Origin of the sequence: Arcobacter arenosus (assembly GCF_005771535.1) — a bacterium.
Classification (GTDB): Bacteria; Campylobacterota; Campylobacteria; order Campylobacterales; family Arcobacteraceae; genus Halarcobacter; species Halarcobacter arenosus.
On sequence record NZ_VANU01000003.1, the window covers coordinates 41,834 to 63,802 of the forward strand.

Sequence of the window (21,969 nt, forward strand, 5' to 3'; positions counted from 1 at the left end):
ACTTTTATAAATACTGAACTAATCCCATATAAAATATTGTTCCAAAAAATATTGAAATCAAGTAGTTTTTAACACTTAAATGTAAAACCAAAGTGAAAAATATCCCACAAATCTCTTTTAAACCATATGGATATAAAGCAAAATCAACATCCTTTAAAGTATAAAAAATCAAAATTGTCATAATTGTAGGTGGAAAGAATTTTTCAATAAAAACCAATGGTTTTGGTAATTCATTTTTCCTAAAAAACAAAAAAGGGAAAACTCTAGTAAATAGGTTAACTAATGACATAACTAAAATAGCTAAAAATAATTCTAAATTACCCATTGTCTTCCAACTTTCTTCTAAAAGTAAACAATAAAACCAATGATAAAAAGATAGAAACCACTAACATCTTATCTGAAGGTATAAAAATCAAAGAGATAATAGAAACAAAAGCACCAATAAAAAAAGGTATTGGATTTTTTAAACTTTTATATTGTTCTACACATAAAACTACAAATAATGCAGTTAAAGAGAACTCTAAGCCAGCTGTATTAAATTTTATATTAGAGCCAACAATTGCACCTAAGGTAGAACCTAAGAACCAATAACTTTGATTAAAAGCTGCAAGGAAAAAGTAGTACCAATGTTTTTTTAAATTTTCATCATCTTTTAAAGTTGTTAATAAAGCATAGGTTTCATCTGTAAGTGCAAAAATTAAATAGGGTTTTAATTTACCACTTTTTTTAAATCTTTTTAATAAAGATAGTCCATAAAAAGATTGTCTAAGATTTACAAACCATGAAGCAATTGCTATATCAACTAAACCAGCTTTTACATTAAAAAAGTTTATGGCAACAAATTGTAAAGCTCCAGCATAAATAAAAAGACTCATAATAGGAGCTAAGTACCAACTATAATTAAAGGAAACTAATAATAATCCAAAGGCAAACCCTAAAACTCCATAACCCATCATAACAGGAATAGAGACTTTAAAAGCAGCCCTAATTTCTCTTTCGTATCTCAATTAAAAACTTTTATTTAATTAATTTTTTATTATTTGGATTGTTTTTAAAAATATTGTATGATTTTTCTTTTGTATTTTTATTAAACTTATCCACCGTAGCAACAGAGTTAACAAAAAGTATTGACTCTTCAACAACTATTTGAAATACTGCATGATATGGTATTTTTACAGTTGAACCAAAGTTTTCACTTCCAAAACCTGCTTCAAAGGTTAAATATCCATCCTCTAAGCTAATTGTTGAGTAAGTATAGTTAGATAGGATAAATAAAGAAAACTTTGATAACTGTTGAAAAGTTGCACTTGGCAATTCAGGGTTGAATCTTACCGCATCCAAATTTGCAGTTATAGCAAACTCTTGATTTTGATTTAATAAAAATTTCATAGTCTCTTTTACTTGTGAACTTACTAAATCTTTATATTCACTATTTTCAATAATATTATTTATCATTTTTAATCCTAAGTTCATTTTCGCTTAGTTATTATAACGTATGAAACAAATGCTTTTACTTATTTTTCTATCATCAATATGCTTACATTCAAAAAGTATTACTTTAAATGAAAATGATTTAAAAACAATTGATAATTCTAAGGATTCAAAAGCTATTAAAATAAGACTAGTTAAATATGTAAACCTAAAACAGAAAGTAAGACCTTTTACAAACACATTAAAAAAGCTATCCCATGTAAATTCATTTTATAACAAAATACTTCCTGTTAATGACTCAACAAAATATAATGTTGATGACCACTGGGCAACCCCAAAGGAGTTTTTAATAAATGGTAAAGGGGATTGTGAAGATTATGCAATTGCTAAATATTTCACTTTATTGGAAGTAGGTATTCCAAAAGAAAAACTTTATTTTGGTATTGTAAAAGTAAAAGGTGAAACAAACTACCATATGGTTTTATTATATTTTGAAAATAAAAAATCTATACCATTAGTTTTAGATAATCTAAGTTTTAAAGTTGTTCCTTTTGATATTAGGAAAAGACTTGAACCCAAGGTTGTCTTTAATGAATTTGCAAGTTATACATTAAAAAATAAAAAAATTTATAAAAAAGTAAGAATCAATTGGGGTAAAAATAAAGATGATAATAAATGGGAAAAACTATTAAATAGAGTTTATTCAAAAAATGAATAATCCTCTAAAATATCAAAATCTATCATAGCATTCATCAAGGCTATTTTTTTTGCATTTTTTAACATATTTAAATCAATATTTGACTCGATAATATCTTTATTCTCAAGTAATCTATTTCTTGTAGTACCTTCAAGTAAAGGCTTTTTAGGTGTTAACCAATTATCACCATCAAATATAGCTATATTAGCAATAGAGGTATCAGTTAAAAAACCATTTTTAAAAATCATTATCTCATCAGCAGATTCTTTTTCTAAAAATAATTTATCAATACAGCTTCTATCTAAAAACTTTTTTGAGTAATCAATCCCATCATCAAATAGAAGTTTAAAACTTTTAATTTCCCTTTTTTTATACTCAAAAAACTCTACATTAATAACTTCATTTTCATCATAAATGAGTTTACATCTTAAAAGTTTGTTTGATGGTGGATAGATATAATCTTGTAGATTTAAATTTAAGCCCACTGTTTTAGCAACACGATTTTCATGGAAATGAAGATTGAAAATTTCATAATCTTCACATTTAATAGTTTCAAAATATTTCATAAAAGTATAATATCAAATTTTTTATTTTAATAATATCTTGTGAGGAGATTCCTCACAAAATATTAAGAAGGTATTGGTTTTTTAAGAATCATTAACATAATAGCAGTAACTAATGCACCTGCTGCAATTGATAATCCATACATTGCTAAATTTGTAACTGCATTTGGAATTGCAAGTACAAAAATACCTCCATGTGGAGCTGCTAATTTACAACCAAATGCCATACTCATAGCACCAGCAACTGCAGAACCAGCCATTAGAGATGGGATAACTCTTAATGGGTCTTTTACGGCAAAAGGAATAGCACCTTCAGTAATAAAACAAATACCTAAAACACCTGCTGCTTTTCCAGCTTGTAGTTCAGATTTTTCAAATCTATTTTTTGCAATCATTGTTGCTATAAAAATACCAAGGGGCGGAGTCATACCAGCTGCCATTGCTGCAGCAATTGGTCCGGTAACACCACTTGCAAGTAATCCAACTGATACAGTATATGCTGCTTTATTAACAGGTCCTCCCATATCAAAAGCCATCATCAGACCAATAATAAGTCCAACTAAAACAGCATTTGAACCACTCATACTCTCTAGGAAATTTTTTAATGAATCATTGATATATCCAACTGGTCCACCAACAATATAAATCATCACTAAACCAACAACTAAAGTTGCTAGCAATGGTACAACTAATACAGGCATTAATCCTTCAAAGTTTTCAGGTAGTTTGATATTTTCAACAATCCATTTTGTTACATAACCTGCTAAAAAACCAGCAACAATACCACCTAAGAAACCAGCAGCTATATTAGAAGCTAACATACCACCAATAAGTCCAGGGGCAAGTCCAGGTCTATCAGCAATAGAAAAGGCAATATATCCAGAAAGAACTGCTACCATAATATGGAAAGCTGCACCACCTCCAATATCCATTAAAGCTGCTGCTAATGTACCTTTTTCTTTAAAAGCTTCAATACCAAAAATAAATGATAATGCAATTAAAAGTCCACCAGCAACAACAACTGGAAGCATATATGATACGCCAGTTAAAAGATGTTTATATGCACCCGTAGTTTGTGCTTTTCTTTCACTTTTAATCTCTGCTACTTGCTCTTTTAATACAGATGAATCTTTACCACTATTTGAGTGAACTGTTGTTGAGGCAAGTGCACTACTAATTACCTCATTAGTATTTTTTATTGCTTCACCTGTTGAAGTTTCATAATATTTTTTACCTTCAAATCTTGTCATTTCAACATGAGTATCTGCTGCAATTAATACAACATCTGCATTTGAAATTTCCTCTTCAGTTAGTGTATTTTTTGCTCCAACTGAACCTTGTGTTTCTACTTTTATTTCATGTCCATTGTCAGCTGCAATCTTCTCTAATGCGGAAGCTGCCATAAATGTATGTGCTATACCTGTAGGACAAGCTGTAATTGCCACAATTTTTGCCATAATTTTCCCCTTTTGTAAAATTTTTAATCCAAACTTATTGGCATAATGTCAAGATCATTACTTAGTTTTTTCAACTCCTCCTTGGATGATAGGTAGGCACCTATAGTTTTTAATGCATTTAATGAATAAGTTGATGCAAGTTTAATACTCTCTTCTAAAGACAATTTATTTATTTTTGAATATACAAGTCCTGAAAGTAAAGCATCCCCTGCACCAACTGTTGTATTAACCTCAGCTTTTAATGCTACAGCATGGAAAGCTTCTTTTTTATTTACAATTAAAGAACCCTTTTCACCCATAGAAACACATACAGTTTCAATTCCATCATTAATTAAATCTCTTGCTATAGGTAAAATCTCTTTTATATCACATGAAATATTTTTTGATAAAAGTTGTGAAAGTTCATGATTATTTGGTTTTATTAATTCAGGTTTTGCTTTTATACCATATATCAAAGCCTCACCACTTGCATCAAAGGCAACTTTTACACCTAAATCGTGGGCTTTTTTTATCCATTTTTCATATATATTATTATCTATTCCCTTTGGTAAACTTCCTGAAAAAACATACCATGAGGCTTCTTTTTTTGAAAAAAGTTTTTTCTCTAATTTATTTAAATTCTCTTCGTCTATTTCAAAACCCATTTGATTTACATCAGTAACTGTTTTGTTTTTTGAATCAACAATTTTAACATTCACTCTAGTTTGAGTATCTAAATATATAAACCTATTTTCTATATTTTGTTTTTTAAAAAACTCTTCAAAAATCTCGCAGTTCTTTGAACCTAAAAAACCCGTTGCTCCAACTTTTAAATCTGAACTTGCTAAATATGAAGCTACATTTACACCTTTTCCAGCCGCACTATTTTGGAGTTTTTCAACCCTATTTACATTATCAATTTTAAAATCATTAATATTTACTGTTTGATCAATTGCTGGGTTTAATGTTACTGTTAATACATCTAACATAACAATTACTCTTCTAAAGATCTTACTTCATCAGAAGTTTGAAGACTTAATGCTTTTAAAGCAAGCTCTTCACACTCTTTAAGTGAAGTTTTTCGAATCTCTGATTTTATATTTGCTATAGAAGAAGCAGTTACAGACAACTCTTTTACGCCAAGTCCTGTTAAAATTTTAGCAGCAAGTGGATTTGCGGCTAAATTTCCACATACACCAACCCATTTATTCTCTTTTTTTGCAGCATCGCAAGTCATTTTAATCATCTTTAAAACAGCAGGATGTAAAGCATCTGCTTTTTTTGCTAAACCTTGATGACCTCTATCCATTGATAACACATATTGAGTTAAATCATTTGTTCCAATTGAAAAAAAGTCAGCTTCTTTTATAAAATGTTCAGCCATTAAAACTGCACTTGGAACTTCAATCATCATACCAATATCAATTTTTGAAGCACCAACTTCAACTCTAACCTCTTCAGCTATTTTTGAAGCTTCTCTAAACTCTTCTAATAATCCTACCATCGGGAACATAATTTTTATTGGACCATATTTACTAGCTTGATATATAGCTCTTAATTGCTCTTTAAATAAGTCTTTATACTCAAGACATAATCTAATTCCTCTAATACCTAAAAATGGATTGTCTTCCTTAGGCATATTTAAATAAGAAACCTCTTTATCTCCACCAATATCTAAAGTTCTTATAATTAAAGGTAGTCCATTTAAATGTTGAACCATTTTTTTATAAGCTTGAAATTGTTCTGTTTCATTTGGAGCACTATCTCTTTCTAAAAATAAAAACTCTGTTCTTAAAAGTCCAACACCCTCAGCTCCATTATTAACTGCTTCTAAAGCGCCATCTGCATTGGCAATGTTTGCAACCACTTCCATTCTATGTTTATCAGTTGTAACTGCTGGTGCAAACCTTTTAGAAAACTCTTTTTCTTTTTTAATATCTTCTTGTTCTCTTATTTTTTTAGCTAAGTCTAAATCATTTTTTGTAGGATTTATAACTAAAATTCCTGAATCACCATCAGCGATTGCATTTTTTGAATTGATATTTAAAACACCCTCACCTGCACCAGCAATTGATGGTATCCCCATAGATCTTGCTAAAATTGCTGTGTGGGAAGTACTTCCACCCTTTGCAGTTACTATTGCTAAAACCTTTTGTTTATCAAGTTTTGAAGTTTCAGATGGTGTCATATCTAAAGATATTAAAATTGAAGGTTCTTTTATATCAACTTTTGTAGATTTAATTGCATTTTCATCTAAATATCTTAAAACTCTTTTACCAATATCTTTAATATCATTTGCCCTTTGGGATAACCTTAAATCATTTAATGAACTTAATGCTTTCATTTCATCTTTTATAATTTCCCACCATGTATACTCAGCACTTACTCCATCAACAATAGAGTTTAAAGCTTTGTTTTGAAGTTCTGGGTCTTTTATTAAAGCCAAATGGGCAATAAAAATATCCATTCTATTTTTATCAACTGTTTCATGTTTTTTATGTAACCATTGATTTAAATCATGGGCAGCTTTATCTAGTGCATTTCTTAGTTTTTTTCTTTCTTCGTGAGAAGTTTTTCCCTCTTTTTTAATCTCAATTGTATCTTCATTTAAAACAACAACGGGACCTATTGCCATACCAGGAGCTGCTGGGATTCCTTCTATTTTTTCACCTTGGTATTCTCTTTTTGAGATTTCCATTTTAACTTCTTCAGAAGTTTCTTCACCCATTCCACTATTTACTAAATTAACTAAAGCTTTTAATGCTTTATCTTCATCATTTCCTTTTGTTGCTATTGCAAAGGTACTTTTCCCTGTAATTCCCAATTTTAAAATAGAAGCTACAGATTTTCCATTTGCAACTTTTTTATTAAACTCTATTTGAACTTCACAATTGTATTTATTAGCTTCTTCAACAAATAAAGATGCAGGTCTTGCGTGAAAACCAACAGTGCCAGGGAATATAACTTCTTTTTTTGTTTCAAAATATTCTACTACTTCATTATCTTCTTTTTTTTCATTTGAATTTAAAGTATTTAGTATAAGGTTGATATCTTTTGTAGTAGCTAATTTTTTTGCTTCTTCTTCATCCATTAAAAGATTTGTAAGTTGCGATAAAATCTCAATATGTTCATCACTTTTTGCTGCAATTCCTACTATTATATGTGCTTTTTCATCATCTTTCCATATTACACCATTGGGAATTTGTAAAACAGCAATTCCAGTTTTTAATATAAGGTTTCTATTTTCTTGAAGCCCATGGGGGATACAAATACCATTTCCTAAATATGTATTAGAAATCTCTTCCCTACCGAAAATTGAATCAATATAAGCAGTTTTTATATAACCACCATCAACAAGAAGTTTCCCAACCTCTTCTATTGCTTTCTTTTTTGAATCAATATTTGATCCTAATTTGACCATATTTTTTTCTAGTTTAAGCATCTCTTTTCCCTCAATTTACTAAAAACTTATAAAACATAACTTTAATTATAACGTCTTATATTCAAATTATGACAACAATGAATTTAATAGAAACTTAAACAAACGTTTGAATTAAACAATTGTTTATATAAACTTTTATTTGATATAATCGTAAATAATAAACAAAAAAGAGAAAAAAATTGTTTGAAATTAAAGATAATCATTTAAAACTGTTCGAAGAATTTAATCTTGAAAATACAAGAGATAGACTTATTAAAACTGCTATGGAGATGTTTGCTGAACAAGGTTTTGATAAAACCTCTGTTAGAGAACTTGCAAAAAAAGCAAATGCAAATATTGCAGCAATAAACTATCACTTTGGTGGGAAAGAGGGACTTTATCAAGCTGTACTTGAATATATAATAGATTATATGGATTCTTGGGCAATGCCACTTGTGGATGCCTATGATACTTTTTTAAAAGAGCAAAATGGAACTTTTGAGATGAATAAAACAATCAATTGGATTGAAGAGTTTATTGATACTTTTATAACAAGAGCTTTTGAGTCATACGAATCAAATATCTTACTTCATAAAATCATTGTTAGAGAACAATTAAAACCAAGTTTAGGCTTTAACAAAATTTATAGTATGGCTTCTTTGAAATTAGCTGAACATATTATTAGTGACTTATTAAATAAAATTTCAGATACAACAGATACAGATAAAATTATCATCTATACAAATTCTATAATAGGTCTAATGCATAGATTTGTTTCTGCAAATAGTTCTGTTAGAGCAGAATTAAATGTTAAAGATTTTACTGAATCTCAAAAAAAAGATATTAAAGAACTTATTATCTATCAAGTAAAAAATACCCTTTTACAATTTTTAAAAGGGTAAATATATTTTATCAATAAGTTCTTCAAACTCACTTGTAGCATCGGAATCACAAGTTATTCCTCCCCCACTTTTATAAAAAAACTCCCCATCTTTATTTTTTTCAATAAAACGAATCATAACTGCACTATTTAAAGTTTTATTTTCATAAACACCAAAAACTCCAGTATAAAAATCTCTTTCATAGTTTTCACAATTTTTTAAAATCTCAACTGTTTTTTTCTTTGGGCATCCAGTAATAGAGCCAGCAGGTAAAATAGAAGTTAAAATATCCCCTATTTTTTCATTCCAATTCTCCTCAAGATGTCCTGAAATTTTTGAACTTACTTGTAGAAGTTTTTTCTCCCCTGCATTGATTTTTTCGATATATCTAAACTTATCAACTCTTATTTTTTTTGCAACAATTCCTAAGTCATTTCTTAGTAAATCTACAACCATAGTATGTTCAGCCATCTCTTTTTTATCACCTAAGATCATAGCTTCTGCATTTGGGATTTTTGAATCAATTGTCCCTTTCATTGGGTGAGTATATATTTTATTTTTTTTAATTTCGATGAATTTTTCAGGAGAAAAGCATACAAAATCATCAAAAAATTTTAATTTAAACTTCGCTCTTGATTTTTCATAAATCTCATCAAGGGATAGTTTTGGATCAATTTTAGTTTGAGAGGTTAAGTTTAAAAGATATGAATTTCCAGCTTTAATATGCTCTTGTATAAAATCAAATCTTTTTTTATACTCTTCATAAGATATTGGTTCTTTTATAATCCTATGTTTTTTTGCAATTTTAGAAGAAACTTTTTCATTAATACTATATTTTATATCAGGAGGAAGTTCTTTTAAAGGTTTTACAAAAAATTTTGATAAGTCATATGAGATACAAAAAAAGAATGGCTCATTTAAAGAGCCATTCTTATTTAATATATTTTTTAGTTCTTCGTTCAAATCTTATTTTTTTTGGTCTACAACAAGCTTTTTTAAAACTGCCATTCTAACTGCAACACCATTTCTAACTTGCTCTAATATTTTATTTCTTGGGTCTACTAACATCTCATCCGAGATATCAACATTTCTATTTACAGGACCTGGGTGAAGAAGTAAAATATCTCTATCTCCAAAAGTATCTTTTGTAATACAGTAATCTTTTGCATAATCATGTAAAGACTGGAAATATATCTCATTATGTCTTTCTAATTGTGTTCTTAAACTCATAACAACATCAATCTCATCTATAATCTCAGAGATATTATCAACTTGTCTATATTCTGTATCTTCAGATTTAAAACAATCAGGAGCAACAAAAACAACTTCCATACCAAATCTTGGTAATAATTTTTTATTTGACCCAGCAACTCTAGATGATTTTATATCTCCAACAATTGCAACTTTTTTACCTTCTGTTTGACCATCAAAGTGTTCTGTAATTGTAAAAAGGTCTAATAAAGCTTGAGTAGGATGAGCATTTTTACCTGCACCGGCATTAATAATTGGACAATCAACATAATCTACAAGTGTTCGATGAAAGTTACAATCAGAGTGTCTAATAATAATAGCATCAGGCCTCATCGCATTGATATTCATAACTGTATCAAAGATAGTCTCACCCTTTGCTGTTGAAGAAGTTCCTACATCCAAAGAGATTACACTTGCACCTAATCTTTTAGCGGCCATTTCAAAAGCGCCTCTTGTTCTTGTAGAATTTTCAAAGAATAAATTAACTATTACTTTACCCTTTAAAACTTCACTTCCTTCCATATCTAGGAAGATTCTAGCGTCATCAAATAGCTTTAAGATTTCATCTTTTGTAAAATCTCCTGTAGAAATTAAATGCTGCATTTTTCACCTTTAATTTTGATTTTGATTTTATCAAAATGCAGTTTAATAACAATTTACATAAATGGTATTTTAATAAATAAATTTAATTATTAATGTACCAATAAATTCATTATTTTCTAAAATTGATAAAATAATTCTAAATAATAGATTTAAAAGGAAACTTTATTTTGCCATTTTAAATATTTAAATGTTTTTTATAGTTATAACTACATAAATTAAATTCATTATATTGTTCATCAATTGATTAACATTTTGTTTAAATAAATTAGATATAATTTCACTTAATTAAATAAGGACAATTTATGTTAGAACAATTAGATAAACAGTATGTATTAAATACCTATCCTAGAAATTACGTAAATTTTAAAAAAGGTATAAATGCAACACTTTATGATGAAAACAATAAAGATTATATAGATTTTACTTCAGGTATTGGAGTTGTATCTGTAGGTCATGGAAATAAAGAAGTAGCTGATGCAATTTATGAACAAGTAAAAAATATCACACATATTTCAAATCTATATGCAATAGAACCACAAGCTAAATTAGGTGAAAAAATAGCCAAATTATCAAATATGGATGTAGCAACATTTTTTGCAAATTCAGGAGCTGAAGCAAATGAAGGTGCTATTAAATTAGCAAGAAAATATGGTGAAACTAAATTTGAGAATAAAAGATATAAAGTTATCACTTTAGAACATTCATTTCATGGAAGAACAATTACAACTGTAAAAGCAACTGGTCAAAGCTCTTTTCATAGTCCAAGTTTTGCACCATACCCAGATGGATTTTCATTTAATCCTGCAATTGAAGATATTTATAACTCAATTGATGATGAAACTGTTGCAGTTATGATTGAACTTGTTCAAGGAGAAGGTGGAGTTCAACCATTTGATAAAAAAGAGATTCAAGAATTAGCAAAATTTTTAAAAGAACAAAACATACTTTTAATTATAGATGAAGTACAAACAGGTATATATAGAACTGGTGAATTTTTAGCAACTAACCTTTATGAGATTGAACCAGATATTATAACTTTAGCAAAAGGTTTAGGTGGTGGTGTTCCAATTGGAGCAGTTGTAACTAAACACAAAGATATATTTACTCCTGGTGACCATGGTTCAACATTTGGAGGAAATTACCTTTCAACTGCAAGTGCAAATAAAGTTTTAGATATTTTAGAAGATTATAAAAATACTGGTGCTTTAGATGAAGCTATAATCTATTTTGGGAACAAATTATCAGAAATATACAAAAAATATCCAAATATATTTACTGCCCAAGTTGGTTTAGGATTAATGAGAGGATTAAGAGCAAAAGATGGTGAAACTCTTCAAGAAGTTATTAAAAAATGTTTTGAAGAGGGTGTTCTTGTTCTAAAAGCAGGGAAAAATACTATGAGACTTTTACCTCCATTAACAATTACAAAAGATGAGATTAATATAGGATTTGAAAGGCTAGATAATGCACTCTCAAAAATTAAATAGTCTATTTTTAGTATCTTTTTTAACATTTTCTTTAGGCTTAAACGCCCAAGATAAATTAGATGAAAATATACTTTCAGAAGATAGGCTTAATCTTTTTGAATATAATAGTAAAAAAAACGAAGAGAACAGTTCAAAATTAAAAAAAGATTGGGTTAATCCTATAACCCTATCTTATGCGAAAAGTTACACCGATACAAACAACACTACAACTAGTTCTATAAGTATAAATCAACCTATATTTAAAAGTGGAGGAATCTATTCAGCTATTAAATATGCAAATGCAAATTATGAGTATAATAACTTTGATATAGAACTTCAAAAAAAAGAGTTAATTAAAACAGCAACTACTTTACTTTTTAATTTAAATATTATTGATTTAAATATTCAAAAAAATGAGCTTTTATTAAAAAATGCAAATATAGATGTCCAAAGGAAAAAAGAGCAAGTTTTAACGGGCTTTTTAGATACGTCTACTTTAGATAATGCTATTATTGATGCTAACTCAATAAAAAACAATCTTGCAGACTTGTATTACCAAAAACAGGAATTAAACTATAACTTTACAAATATTGCAAGCGGTGATTATAGAAGTTTTGAACTTCCAGTTTTATCTTTAAATGATGAAAATACATATTTACAAAACAATTTAGAATTAGCAAAAGCAAAGGCAGATATTAAACAAAATGATAATTTTGTAGATATGACTATCTCAAAATATTTACCTCAAGTAAATGCAAACTTTAACCATAAACAAAACCATGAAAAAGATAATGGACTGCCAATAAATGAAAATGTTAATAGCTATGGTTTTTCAGTTTCAATCCCTTTAGATATTAGAACTTTTAATGATATTGAAACACAAAGAATAAATTATCTAAGTTCGAAATTAAACCTAAAGAATCAAGAGTTAGAAGAAAAAAACTTTTATAGAACTAAACTTTCTAAAATAAAAATGTATGATAATAAAAAAGAGATTGCAAAAAGTGATTATGAACTTTACAGTTCTTTATTAGAAGTTATTATTGAAGAAAAAAATGCAGAATTAAAAACACAAAGTGATGTTAATATTTTGAAAAACTCTCAAGAGATTAGATCAATAGAGTTAAAAATTTTAGAACTTCAAAAACAAATAGAATTGCTTGAATTATACGCTAAAATGAGCTAAAGATAAGAAGTTGTTACTTCTTATCTTTTGGTAATTCTAAATAATATTTCAACTCTGATGGAGTTAAAATTTTAATAGTATTTGTACTTCCTGGAACACCAACTGGGTATCCAAATGTAGCAATATATGTTGCTGATTTATCTAAGTAACCTTTTTCATCTAAAAGTTTTAACATTTTTTGTATCATTTTTGAAGCACCAGCTTCTTTAATTTTTGCAATTGGTTCAACACCCCATAATCCACACATTGGATTTAATACTCTTCTTTGATGTGTAAACATATAAATATTTGTTTTAGGTCTATATCTTGAGATTTTTCTACCAGATAAACCTGAACTTGTTAATGCAATAATACCTTTAGCACCAATATCATCAGCTAGTTTTGTTGCTGTTCCTTGAATAACATCAAAACTATCATGATAAGATAATTTATTGTGTTTATCATAAGGATAAATCTCTTCAGTTTTTGCAATAATATTTGCCATTGTTCTAACTGTATTAATTGGATCTATACCAACTGCACTCTCTTCTGAAAGCATAACAGCATCAGTCCCATCAAGTACGGCATTTGCAACATCTGAAATTTCTGCTCTTGTAGCTCTTTCATTGTGAGTCATTGATAAAAGCATTTGTGTTGCAGTAATTACAGGAATGCAAGCTTCATTTGCTTTTTTAATAAGTGTTTTTTGGATTGTTGGAACCTCATAATAAGGAACTTCAATTCCTAAGTCACCCCTTGCAACCATTAGTCCATCAGAAACTTCAATAATCTCATCAATATTTTCAACGGCATCAAACTTTTCAATTTTTGCAATAAGTTTACCTTGATAATCTCCAAGAAGTTTTCTTGCACTTAACATATCGTTTTTATTTTGTACAAAAGAAATTGCAAAGTAATCAACTTTGTTTTTAACACCCCATGCAATATCCTCTTCATCTTTTCTTGTAATTACATTAATATCAATTACAGTATTTGGGAAGTTAATACCTTTTTTTGATGTTAAAGTACCATGATTTTCAACAACTGCAACTACTTTTTCACCTGTTTTAATAACTTTAGCTCTAATTGTTCCATCGTATAAATAGATATATTCGTCAACTTTTACTTTGTCTAATAGTTCTGGATAGTTTGTAGAAACAATATATTTTTTATCTGATTCTTTATATCCTACAATCTCTTCTTTTAAAAATGTTATTTCATCACCTTGAAAAAGTTCAAACTTCTCTTTTAATTCACCAATTCTTACTTTTGGTCCTGAAATATCTTGTAAAACTCCAATTGTTACATCAAGTTTATTCATTACAGTTCTAATATTTTTTAAAGTTTCTTCATGATATTCATGTGAACCGTGAGAAAAATTCAATCTAAACATATTTGCACCAGCTTTAACTAGTCCTTCAATTACCTCTACACTATTACTTGCAGGTCCAAGTGTAGCCAATATCTTAGTTTTTTTATAGCCTGTTTTATACACTTTTGGCTCCTTTTAAATTTTCTAAACCATATTGTACCATAATTAAACTAGTATATTAGTTATATATATTAGTTTAATAACTAAGTTTAATTACATACCAATTACATCTAATTAATTTTTTTCACTTTTATTTCACAATATGATTGTTATAATAATCTTATACAAAAAAAAGGATACATACCATGAAAAAGTTATCACTTTTTAAACAAATCAGTTCAATCTCAGTTGTAGTAGCAATTTTATCAGGATGTGCTGCAACACAAGGTACAAACACATCATCAAATAGTACGTCAATGAATAAGACCCAATCAGGAGCACTAATTGGTGGTATTTTAGGAGCTGTTATTGGTGCTTCTACATCTGGAGGTGGTACAAAAAGAGCTGTAATAGGTGGTGCAATTGGTGCTGCTGTGGGTGGTGGTATTGGTTACTCTATGGACCAACAAGCAAAAGAAGTTGCACAGGAATTAAATACTAATGTAAATAATAATCCAAATGCCGCATTAGACCCAAATTCAGATTTAATTGTTTCAAATACCGATAAATATGTAAAAATTATGCTAAGAGATAGTATGGTGTTTGAAACAAACTCTGCTATACCAACGGCAACAGCAGCGAGAAAAATCTCTAAAATTTCTGATGTATTAAGAAAATACCCAAATACAATTGTTCAAGTTGTAGGTTTTACAGATAATAGAGGTTCATATGAATATAATCAGAAACTGTCAAATCAAAGAGCAGCAAATGTTGGAAATACAATCTATAATAGTGGTATACAAAATCAAATATTTTCAAAAGGTTGTTCTTACAATAAACCAATTGCTCCAAATAATACAGCTCAAAATATGGGTCTAAATAGAAGAGTAGAGATTTACCTCTATGCAAACCAACAATCTATTATTGATGCTTGTGTGGAATAATCGTAAATAAAAAGTAAAAGGGATTTTTTCCCTTTTACAATACTTTCAAAGAATCTTTCTTCACAAAGGAAAAAAATTATCCTTTACTAAAATTTATTAAGAATAGTTTAAATTTATATGTGTACAATTACACATCTTAAAAGAAAAAAATTATTAAAGGAAATAAAATGTTAGTAACAAAGAAAGCTCCAGATTTTACAGCAACAGCTGTAATGGCAGATGGTCAAATCAAAGAGGATTTTAATTTATATAATAATATTGGTGAGAAAGGTGCAGTTTTATTTTTCTGGCCTTTAGATTTTACTTTTGTTTGTCCATCAGAAATTATTGCATTCTCAAAAAGAGTAACTGATTTTGAAGAAAGGGGAATTCAAGTTATTGGGTGTTCAATTGATTCGGAATTTTCTCACTTTGCATGGAGAGAAACAGCTATTGAAAATGGTGGTATTGGTAGAGTAAAATTCCCAATGGTAGCAGATATCACAAAACAAATTTCAAGAGATTATGATGTATTATTTGGGGAATCTGTTGCATTAAGAGGTTCATTCTTAATTGACAAAGATGGGACAGTAAGACACGCAGTTATAAATGATTTACCATTAGGTAGAAACATCGATGAAATGATTAGAATGGTTGATACTATGTTATTTACTAATGAACATGGTGAAGTTTGTCCTGCTGGATGGAGTAAAGGTGATGAAGGTATGAAAGCATCTACGGAAGGTGTTGCTGAGTATTTAGGTAAAAATGAAAATAAACTATAATATTTTTTAAACAAAAGTGCCTTTTGGGGCACTTTTTGCTAAACTAAATTTATGAAAAATCAAAAATTTAGTGAATACTTTAACTCTTGGCTATATGGCAAAGATGGTTATTACGCAAACTACAAACAAATAGGAAAACAAGGAGACTTCTACACCTCAGTATCAAGTTCTTCTTTTTTTGGTGGTAGTATTGCAAAAAGAATAGTTGACAAGATTAATTCTGATGAGCTTCCAAACAATACAACAATCTTAGAGATTGGTGCACATCATGGTTATTTATTGGCCGATATAATTCAATTTATTTATACTTTAAAACCTGAACTTTTAAGTACTCTAACCTTTGCTATAATTGAAAGATTCGATTCTTTAAAACAAAAACAAAAAGAATACTTACAACAATCCTTTGGTGAAGCTATAAAGTTAGTTCATTATGATGATATTAGTAAGGTTAAACTACCCCACGCTTTTTTAGTAGCAAATGAGATATTTGATGCCTTTCCTTGTGAACTTGTTTTCACAAAAAATGATCAACTTCAATTAGCATATGTGCAAGATCATAAAATAGATTTTAAAAAATGTGAAGATAAAAATATAATTGAACATTGCAAAAAATATAAAATTACAAAAGGTGAAATTGGGATTGGATACAAAGAGTTTGCTAATACAATATGTACTAATATAAAAAAATTTGAATTTGTAACTTTTGATTATGGAGATAATTATCCTAGAAATGATTTCTCAACTAGAATCTATGCAAAACATGAAGTATTTCCAATATTTGAAAAAAATCTAGAATTAAGTTCATTGTATGCAAATTCAGATATTACTTACGATGTAAACTTCAAATACTTAGAAGATATTTTTAAAGAATTGAATGTTGAACTAGTAGAATACAAAACCCAAATGACTGCACTTGTAGATTTTGGTATTATAGATTTATTAGAAATATTAAAAATAAACAGTGATGAAAATACTTACTTAAGAGAGTCTGCTAAAGTAAAAACTTTACTCGAACCAACTGGTATGGGTGACAGATTCAAAGCTTTAATAATAAGAAAATAGAAAGTTTTAACCTTCTATTTTCTTTAACTCTTCATACTCTTCATCAGTAAAAATTCTTGACCGTGTTAGAAACTGATACCCCTCATCAATCTCTAATGAAAAAGAGTTTCCAAAGGCACCTTTTTCCTCTTTCACATCAACAATTATTTGAGAATGTCTAAAATATTCAAACTGTTCATGGTCAATAAAAAACTCTACCCCACAAATTTCACCAAGTTTTACATTTCTACTTGGAACATAAAAGTCAGCTTTTTCATAACACATTGGAGCTGTTCCATCACAACAACCACCGCTTTGATTAAATACTAATTCCCCATTTTTTTCAATTAACATTTCGATAACTTTTTGTGCTTCAGGAGTTGCTATTACTCTTCTAATATCCATAACTAATCCTTTGTAATTTTTTAATTGCGGGAATTTGTAGAAAATCCCTTTAAATACAATTTTAGTTAATTTTATTTAAAGAGACTTGAGGTTATAAAATTAAGGCCAGGGAGGCTGAGGAAAGTAAAAATGGAGGGGCCTCCCTGGCCCGAAAATAAAGTTTAAAATCTATTAAAAGAATCCTAAAGCATTTTTGCTATAAGAAGTTAAAATATTTTTAGTATGTCTGTAAGAGTTTAACATCATCATGTGAGTTTCTCTACCAATACCAGATTTTTTATATCCACCGAATGATGCATGTGATGGATACATGTGGTAACAGTTAACCCAAACTCTACCAGCTTCGATTCCTCTTGAGAAATAATGTAACTCATGAGCATCTCTTGACCATACACCTGAACCTAATCCATAGATTGTGTCATTTGCAATTTCTAATGCTTCTTCTGCAGTTTTAAATGTAGTCACTGCTAATACAGGTCCAAAAATCTCTTCTTGGAAGATTCTCATTTTGTTGTGACCTTTGAATAATGTTGGTTGAATATAAAATCCATTTGGATATTTTTCAGACTCATAAGCATCACCACCGATTAAACACTCAGCTCCTTCTTCTTTACCAATTTTAATATATTCCATAATTTTTTCTTTTTGGTTAGAAGAACATTGAGCACCCATCATATTTGCAGGATCTAAAGGATCACCAAGTTTAATTGCTTTAACTCTTTCAAGTACTCTTGCAATAAATGGCTCATAGATATCTTCGTGGATTAATGCTCTTGAAGGACAAGTACAAACTTCACCAGAGTTAAATGCGAATAATACTAAACCTTCGATTGCTTTATCAAAGAACTCATCATCTGCATCCATAATTGATGGCATGAAGATATTTGGAGATTTACCACCAAGCTCTAATGTAGAAGGGATAATATTCTCAGTTGCATATTGCATAATTAATTGACCAGTAGTAGTTTCACCAGTAAATCCTACTTTTTTAACATCTGGGTGAGTTGATAAGAATTTACCAATTTTTCCACCAGAACCATTAATAATATTTACTGTACCAGCTGGTAATACTTCTTGAATTGCTTCCATCATTAATAAAATTGACATTGGAGTAGCTGATGCTGGTTTCATAACAACACAGTTACCTGCTGCTAATGCAGGAGCTAATTTCCAAGCTGCCATTAATAATGGGAAGTTCCATGGAATAATTTGAGCAACAACACCATATGGCTCATAAATTTCTTGAGAAATTGTATTTTCATCTAAATCTGAAACAGTACCAGACTCAGCTCTAATTACTGATGCAAAATATCTAAAGTGATCAACAACTAAAGGAACGTCAGCAGCTAAAGTTTCTCTAATAGTTTTACCATTATCTAGAGTTTCAGCAATAGCTAAAGTTTCTAATTTAGCTTCAATAGCATCAGCAACTTTAAATAACATTGTAGATCTTTCTACAACTGAAGTATGTTTGAATGATTCGAATGCAGTTTTTGCAGCTTGAATTGCTAATTCAACATCTTCTTCGTTTGATCTTGGAATTTTTGTAAGTACTTCACCATCAACTGGAGAAATATTATCAAAATACTCACCACTTTTTGGAGCAACCCACTCTCCACCGATAAAATTCTCATATTGAGCTTTATATTCTGGTTTACTATACATATCTTTTTTCCTTTTATTTATTATGTAAAAACAAATACTCAAGGCATCTATTTTTTGAATATTGAAATCTTACATGATAATTATAGCGTCAGTTTAGCAGTTGCGTAGCATTAACGTAGCAATTATAAATAAATGGTAACATTACCATAAAATAGGGGTTCCAGCAATTAATTTTTTGACAAAAAAATAAAAAATTATGCTACACTTTTTTTATGAAAACATATAACTACACATTTTTCAATAACAATCTAAGTGATTTAATTGATTATAATATATATAAAGATGAAAAAAATATTCTAATTCAGATATTTTGTGGACATGATTTAAGTGCATTAGAATTAATTACTAAAACATTAATGACAAATATTCCTCAAGCAGTTTGTTTAGGAACAACAACAGATGGAGAGATATGTGAATCAAAAATCTCTACACTTAAAACTATTATATCAATTTCAGTTTTTGATAATACCTTTTTAAAGGCACACTATTTAAAAGGTGATGATGCCTTTAATATAGGATATGAAATTGCAAAAAATATAGTAACTGACAATACAAAATTAATAATTACTTTTACTGATGGAACAGGAACAAATGCCGAAGAGTATTTAAAAGGTATAGAAAAATATGATAATTCTATAATGGTATGTGGGGGAATGGCAGGAGACAATGGAGTATTTAAACAAACATTTATCTCTTTAGGTGATCAAATATATCCAAAAGGTCATATAGCAGTTTCTCTTAACTCAGATGTATTAAAAGTTACAAACGCAAGAAAATTTGACTGGGTTCCTATTGGTTTAGAACATACAATAGATGAAGTTGAAGGAAATAGAATATATAAAATCTCAGGAATGAGTCCTTCAGAGTTTTACAAAAAATATTTAGGAGAGAGTGTTGCCCAAACAGAATTTCCTTTAATAGTTGAAAGAAATGGAATACCAACAGCAAGAGCAGTTTTAGAACAACACAAAGACGGAAGTTTAAGTTGTGGGGGAAATTTAAGAAAAGGGGATATAGTTAGACTTGGGTTTGGTGATGCTGAATCTATTATGAATAATCCACTAAGTGCTTTAGATACAAGTTTTGATCATCCAATAGAAACTTTTTTCTTATATTCTTGTATGGCAAGAAGAAGATATCTAAGGGAATTAATAAAACTTGAAACTCAACCCTTTGCAGTAATTGCTCCAACTTCTGGATTTTTTACTTATTCTGAATTTTTCCATAGAGATGGACATAATGAATTACTAAATCAAACATTAACAGTAGTAGCATTAAGTGAATATGATGAAAAGGTTAATGCATTAGAGATTTATCCAGAAAAACAAACAAGTTCAAAAAAAGATGCTGCCTTTGCTAGGACTTTAAAATCTTTAACTCACTTGGTACAAAAAAGTACCGATGATTATCAAGAGCAATCAAAAAGTTTAAAGGAATCAGAAGTATATGCACAAAATCTGCTAACTTCACAAAAACAATTTTTAAAACATGCAGTTCATGAAACAAATACTCCACTTTCTATAATAATGGCAAATATTGAATTATACGAAATGGAAAATGGCAAAAATAAATATTTGTCAAATATTGAAGTTGCCATGAAAAATCTTTTTTCTATATATGATGATTTAAGCTATTTAGTAAAAAAAGACCAAATAGATTATCCTGAACATAAAATCGATTTTAAAGATTTTGTTAGAAGTAGAGTTGAATTTTTTAATCAAGTTGCAACAAAGGTTAAATCAAAATTTGTTTTTAAAGCACCAAAAGAAAAAATGATACTTTTTTTCAATGAATCAAAACTACAAAGAATAATTGATAACAATCTTACAAATGCAATAAAATATACCTATGAAAACGAAGATATTTTTGTAACATTAAAGAAAGAAGAAGATTATTTAAAACTTATGGTTTCAAGCCATTCAAAAAAAATCCAAGATCCAGATAAAATATTTAAAGAATATTATCGGGAAGAAAAATCAAAAGATGGATTTGGATTAGGATTAAATTTAGTAAAAAGAATATGTGATGAAGAAGGTGTTGAAATATATTTAGAATCTAATGAATATTTCACATCATTTGTTTATCTATTTAAAGGGGAAAGATGAAAATTTTATTATTAGAAGATGATATTATGTTAAATGAGGCAATAACTCAATATTTAGGAACAATAGGTCATTCTGTTCAATCTGTAAAAGATGGAGATGAGTGTCTAAAAAAATTAGATGAAGAGAAATTTGACCTTCTAGTTTTTGATATTAATGTTCCAAGTATTGATGGTCTTACTATTTTAGAAGATTTACACAAAAAGAAAAGAATGGTACCAACTATTTTTATCTCTGCACTTATAGACATTGAAGATATCTCAAGAGCTTTTGATATTGGATGCCATGATTATTTAAAAAAACCTTTTCATTTAAAAGAGTTAAATCTTAGAATAGAAAAAATCCTAAAAACACGAACTGCACCAATGAGCCATAAAAGATTATCAAAATCGTATAGTTTTGATAGTGAAAGTATGACTTTATATTTTAACAATGAACCTCATATTTTACCAAAAAGACAACTTCAAATTATTGAACTACTTACAAATAATAGAAGTTTAGTTTGTAACTATGATATGTTTAGGGATTATGTTTGGAATGATGACTTTATTGATAATGCAACAATTAGAGCCGAAGTAAATAGAGTTAAAAAAGTTTTAAAAGAGGATTTTATTGTAAATGTTAGGGGTATTGGATATATGGTTGAAAGACCTAGTTCTTAAG

The 21,969-nt window shown here is 28.7% G+C and carries 21 protein-coding genes; 9 read left to right on the forward strand and 12 right to left on the reverse strand.

Annotated features, from left to right (window positions below):
• Nucleotides 1-4 precede the first annotated feature (4 nt).
• From FDK22_RS07385 to FDK22_RS07395, 3 genes are read right to left on the reverse strand one after another with little or no spacing between them, the layout of a single operon-like run.
• Entirely contained in the window at nucleotides 5-325 is a 321-nt protein-coding gene (locus FDK22_RS07385; protein ID WP_138152283.1) for a branched-chain amino acid transporter permease, read from the reverse strand.
• The gene (locus FDK22_RS07390) at nucleotides 318-1,007 is read right to left on the reverse strand and encodes an AzlC family ABC transporter permease (RefSeq protein WP_138152284.1); all 690 of its coding nucleotides are present in this window, start codon (nucleotides 1,005-1,007) and stop codon (nucleotides 318-320) included. Before FDK22_RS07390 ends, FDK22_RS07385 begins: the two co-directional genes overlap by 8 nt.
• A gap of 10 nt (nucleotides 1,008-1,017) precedes the next feature.
• The gene (locus tag FDK22_RS07395; protein ID WP_138152285.1) at nucleotides 1,018-1,455 is read right to left on the reverse strand and encodes a hypothetical protein; all 438 of its coding nucleotides are present in this window, start codon (nucleotides 1,453-1,455) and stop codon (nucleotides 1,018-1,020) included.
• A gap of 49 nt (nucleotides 1,456-1,504) precedes the next feature.
• Here FDK22_RS07395 and FDK22_RS07400 point away from each other — a divergent pair, with 49 nt between their 5' ends.
• A complete protein-coding gene (locus tag FDK22_RS07400) occupies nucleotides 1,505-2,149 on the forward strand; it encodes a transglutaminase-like cysteine peptidase (RefSeq protein ID WP_138152286.1) in 645 nt (214 codons plus the stop codon).
• Here FDK22_RS07400 and FDK22_RS07405 read toward each other — a convergent pair.
• The 4 genes from FDK22_RS07405 to ptsP form a co-directional block, all read right to left on the reverse strand.
• Nucleotides 2,131-2,694 (reverse strand): aminotransferase class IV family protein, encoded by a 564-nt coding sequence (locus tag FDK22_RS07405; RefSeq protein WP_138152287.1) that lies wholly within the window; start codon nucleotides 2,692-2,694, stop codon nucleotides 2,131-2,133. The two genes, FDK22_RS07400 and FDK22_RS07405, sit on opposite strands and share 19 nt — an antisense overlap.
• 62 nt (nucleotides 2,695-2,756) lie before the next feature.
• On the reverse strand, nucleotides 2,757-4,148 hold the full coding sequence (locus FDK22_RS07410) for a fructose-specific PTS transporter subunit EIIC (RefSeq protein ID WP_138152288.1): 1,392 nt from the start codon (nucleotides 4,146-4,148) through the stop codon (nucleotides 2,757-2,759).
• 23 nt (nucleotides 4,149-4,171) lie between these two features.
• Nucleotides 4,172-5,116, reverse strand: coding sequence for a 1-phosphofructokinase (gene pfkB / locus FDK22_RS07415; protein WP_138152289.1), 945 nt, complete (start codon nucleotides 5,114-5,116; stop codon nucleotides 4,172-4,174).
• Between the two features lie 5 nt (nucleotides 5,117-5,121).
• Nucleotides 5,122-7,569, reverse strand: a complete 2,448-nt coding sequence (gene ptsP, locus FDK22_RS07420; RefSeq protein WP_138152290.1) for a phosphoenolpyruvate--protein phosphotransferase — start codon at nucleotides 7,567-7,569, stop codon at nucleotides 5,122-5,124.
• A 179-nt stretch (nucleotides 7,570-7,748) separates the two neighbouring features.
• Between ptsP and FDK22_RS07425 the strand changes: the two genes are divergently transcribed.
• Nucleotides 7,749-8,450 (forward strand): CerR family C-terminal domain-containing protein, encoded by a 702-nt coding sequence (locus FDK22_RS07425; RefSeq protein ID WP_138152291.1) that lies wholly within the window; start codon nucleotides 7,749-7,751, stop codon nucleotides 8,448-8,450.
• On the opposite strand, the gene FDK22_RS07430 is transcribed toward FDK22_RS07425, so the two are convergent.
• Both FDK22_RS07430 and FDK22_RS07435 read right to left on the reverse strand, forming a co-directional pair.
• Nucleotides 8,439-9,392: an aminodeoxychorismate synthase component I gene (locus FDK22_RS07430; RefSeq protein ID WP_138152292.1), complete on the reverse strand. Its 954-nt coding sequence runs from the start codon at nucleotides 9,390-9,392 to the stop codon at nucleotides 8,439-8,441. The two genes, FDK22_RS07425 and FDK22_RS07430, sit on opposite strands and share 12 nt — an antisense overlap.
• A gap of 3 nt (nucleotides 9,393-9,395) precedes the next feature.
• Nucleotides 9,396-10,283: an aspartate carbamoyltransferase catalytic subunit gene (locus FDK22_RS07435; RefSeq protein ID WP_138152293.1), complete on the reverse strand. Its 888-nt coding sequence runs from the start codon at nucleotides 10,281-10,283 to the stop codon at nucleotides 9,396-9,398.
• A 302-nt stretch (nucleotides 10,284-10,585) separates the two neighbouring features.
• Here FDK22_RS07435 and FDK22_RS07440 point away from each other — a divergent pair, with 302 nt between their 5' ends.
• Both FDK22_RS07440 and FDK22_RS07445 read left to right on the forward strand, forming a co-directional pair.
• Complete coding sequence (locus tag FDK22_RS07440) at nucleotides 10,586-11,770, forward strand: aspartate aminotransferase family protein (protein WP_138152294.1); 1,185 nt, start codon at nucleotides 10,586-10,588, stop codon at nucleotides 11,768-11,770.
• Nucleotides 11,748-12,935, forward strand: a complete 1,188-nt coding sequence (locus tag FDK22_RS07445; RefSeq protein ID WP_171012944.1) for a TolC family protein — start codon at nucleotides 11,748-11,750, stop codon at nucleotides 12,933-12,935. The genes FDK22_RS07440 and FDK22_RS07445 overlap by 23 nt, the downstream gene beginning before the upstream one ends.
• Before the next feature lie 13 nt (nucleotides 12,936-12,948).
• Here FDK22_RS07445 and pyk read toward each other — a convergent pair whose 3' ends face one another.
• On the reverse strand, nucleotides 12,949-14,409 hold the full coding sequence (gene pyk / locus FDK22_RS07450; protein WP_138152296.1) for a pyruvate kinase: 1,461 nt from the start codon (nucleotides 14,407-14,409) through the stop codon (nucleotides 12,949-12,951).
• Between the two features lie 182 nt (nucleotides 14,410-14,591).
• Between pyk and FDK22_RS07455 the strand changes: the two genes are divergently transcribed.
• The 3 genes from FDK22_RS07455 to FDK22_RS07465 all read left to right on the forward strand — a co-directional run bounded on the left by FDK22_RS07455 (nucleotide 14,592) and on the right by FDK22_RS07465 (nucleotide 17,155).
• Nucleotides 14,592-15,329, forward strand: coding sequence for an OmpA family protein (locus FDK22_RS07455; RefSeq protein ID WP_138152297.1), 738 nt, complete (start codon nucleotides 14,592-14,594; stop codon nucleotides 15,327-15,329).
• A 167-nt stretch (nucleotides 15,330-15,496) separates the two neighbouring features.
• The gene (locus tag FDK22_RS07460) at nucleotides 15,497-16,093 is read left to right on the forward strand and encodes a peroxiredoxin (protein ID WP_138152298.1); all 597 of its coding nucleotides are present in this window, start codon (nucleotides 15,497-15,499) and stop codon (nucleotides 16,091-16,093) included.
• 51 nt (nucleotides 16,094-16,144) lie between these two features.
• The gene (locus FDK22_RS07465) at nucleotides 16,145-17,155 is read left to right on the forward strand and encodes an SAM-dependent methyltransferase (protein WP_138152299.1); all 1,011 of its coding nucleotides are present in this window, start codon (nucleotides 16,145-16,147) and stop codon (nucleotides 17,153-17,155) included.
• 6 nt (nucleotides 17,156-17,161) lie between these two features.
• On the opposite strand, the gene FDK22_RS07470 is transcribed toward FDK22_RS07465, so the two are convergent.
• Nucleotides 17,162-17,539, reverse strand: coding sequence for a DUF779 domain-containing protein (locus FDK22_RS07470; RefSeq protein ID WP_138152300.1), 378 nt, complete (start codon nucleotides 17,537-17,539; stop codon nucleotides 17,162-17,164).
• 171 nt (nucleotides 17,540-17,710) lie between these two features.
• Nucleotides 17,711-19,204 carry an aldehyde dehydrogenase family protein gene (locus tag FDK22_RS07475; RefSeq protein WP_138152301.1) on the reverse strand — a complete coding sequence of 498 codons (1,494 nt, stop codon included), beginning with the start codon at nucleotides 19,202-19,204 and terminating at the stop codon, nucleotides 17,711-17,713.
• A gap of 212 nt (nucleotides 19,205-19,416) precedes the next feature.
• Here FDK22_RS07475 and FDK22_RS07480 point away from each other — a divergent pair, with 212 nt between their 5' ends.
• The gene (locus FDK22_RS07480) at nucleotides 19,417-21,309 is read left to right on the forward strand and encodes an FIST N-terminal domain-containing protein (protein ID WP_138152302.1); all 1,893 of its coding nucleotides are present in this window, start codon (nucleotides 19,417-19,419) and stop codon (nucleotides 21,307-21,309) included.
• Nucleotides 21,306-21,968: a response regulator transcription factor gene (locus FDK22_RS07485; protein WP_138152303.1), complete on the forward strand. Its 663-nt coding sequence runs from the start codon at nucleotides 21,306-21,308 to the stop codon at nucleotides 21,966-21,968. Before FDK22_RS07480 ends, FDK22_RS07485 begins: the two co-directional genes overlap by 4 nt.
• Nucleotide 21,969 lies beyond the last annotated feature (1 nt).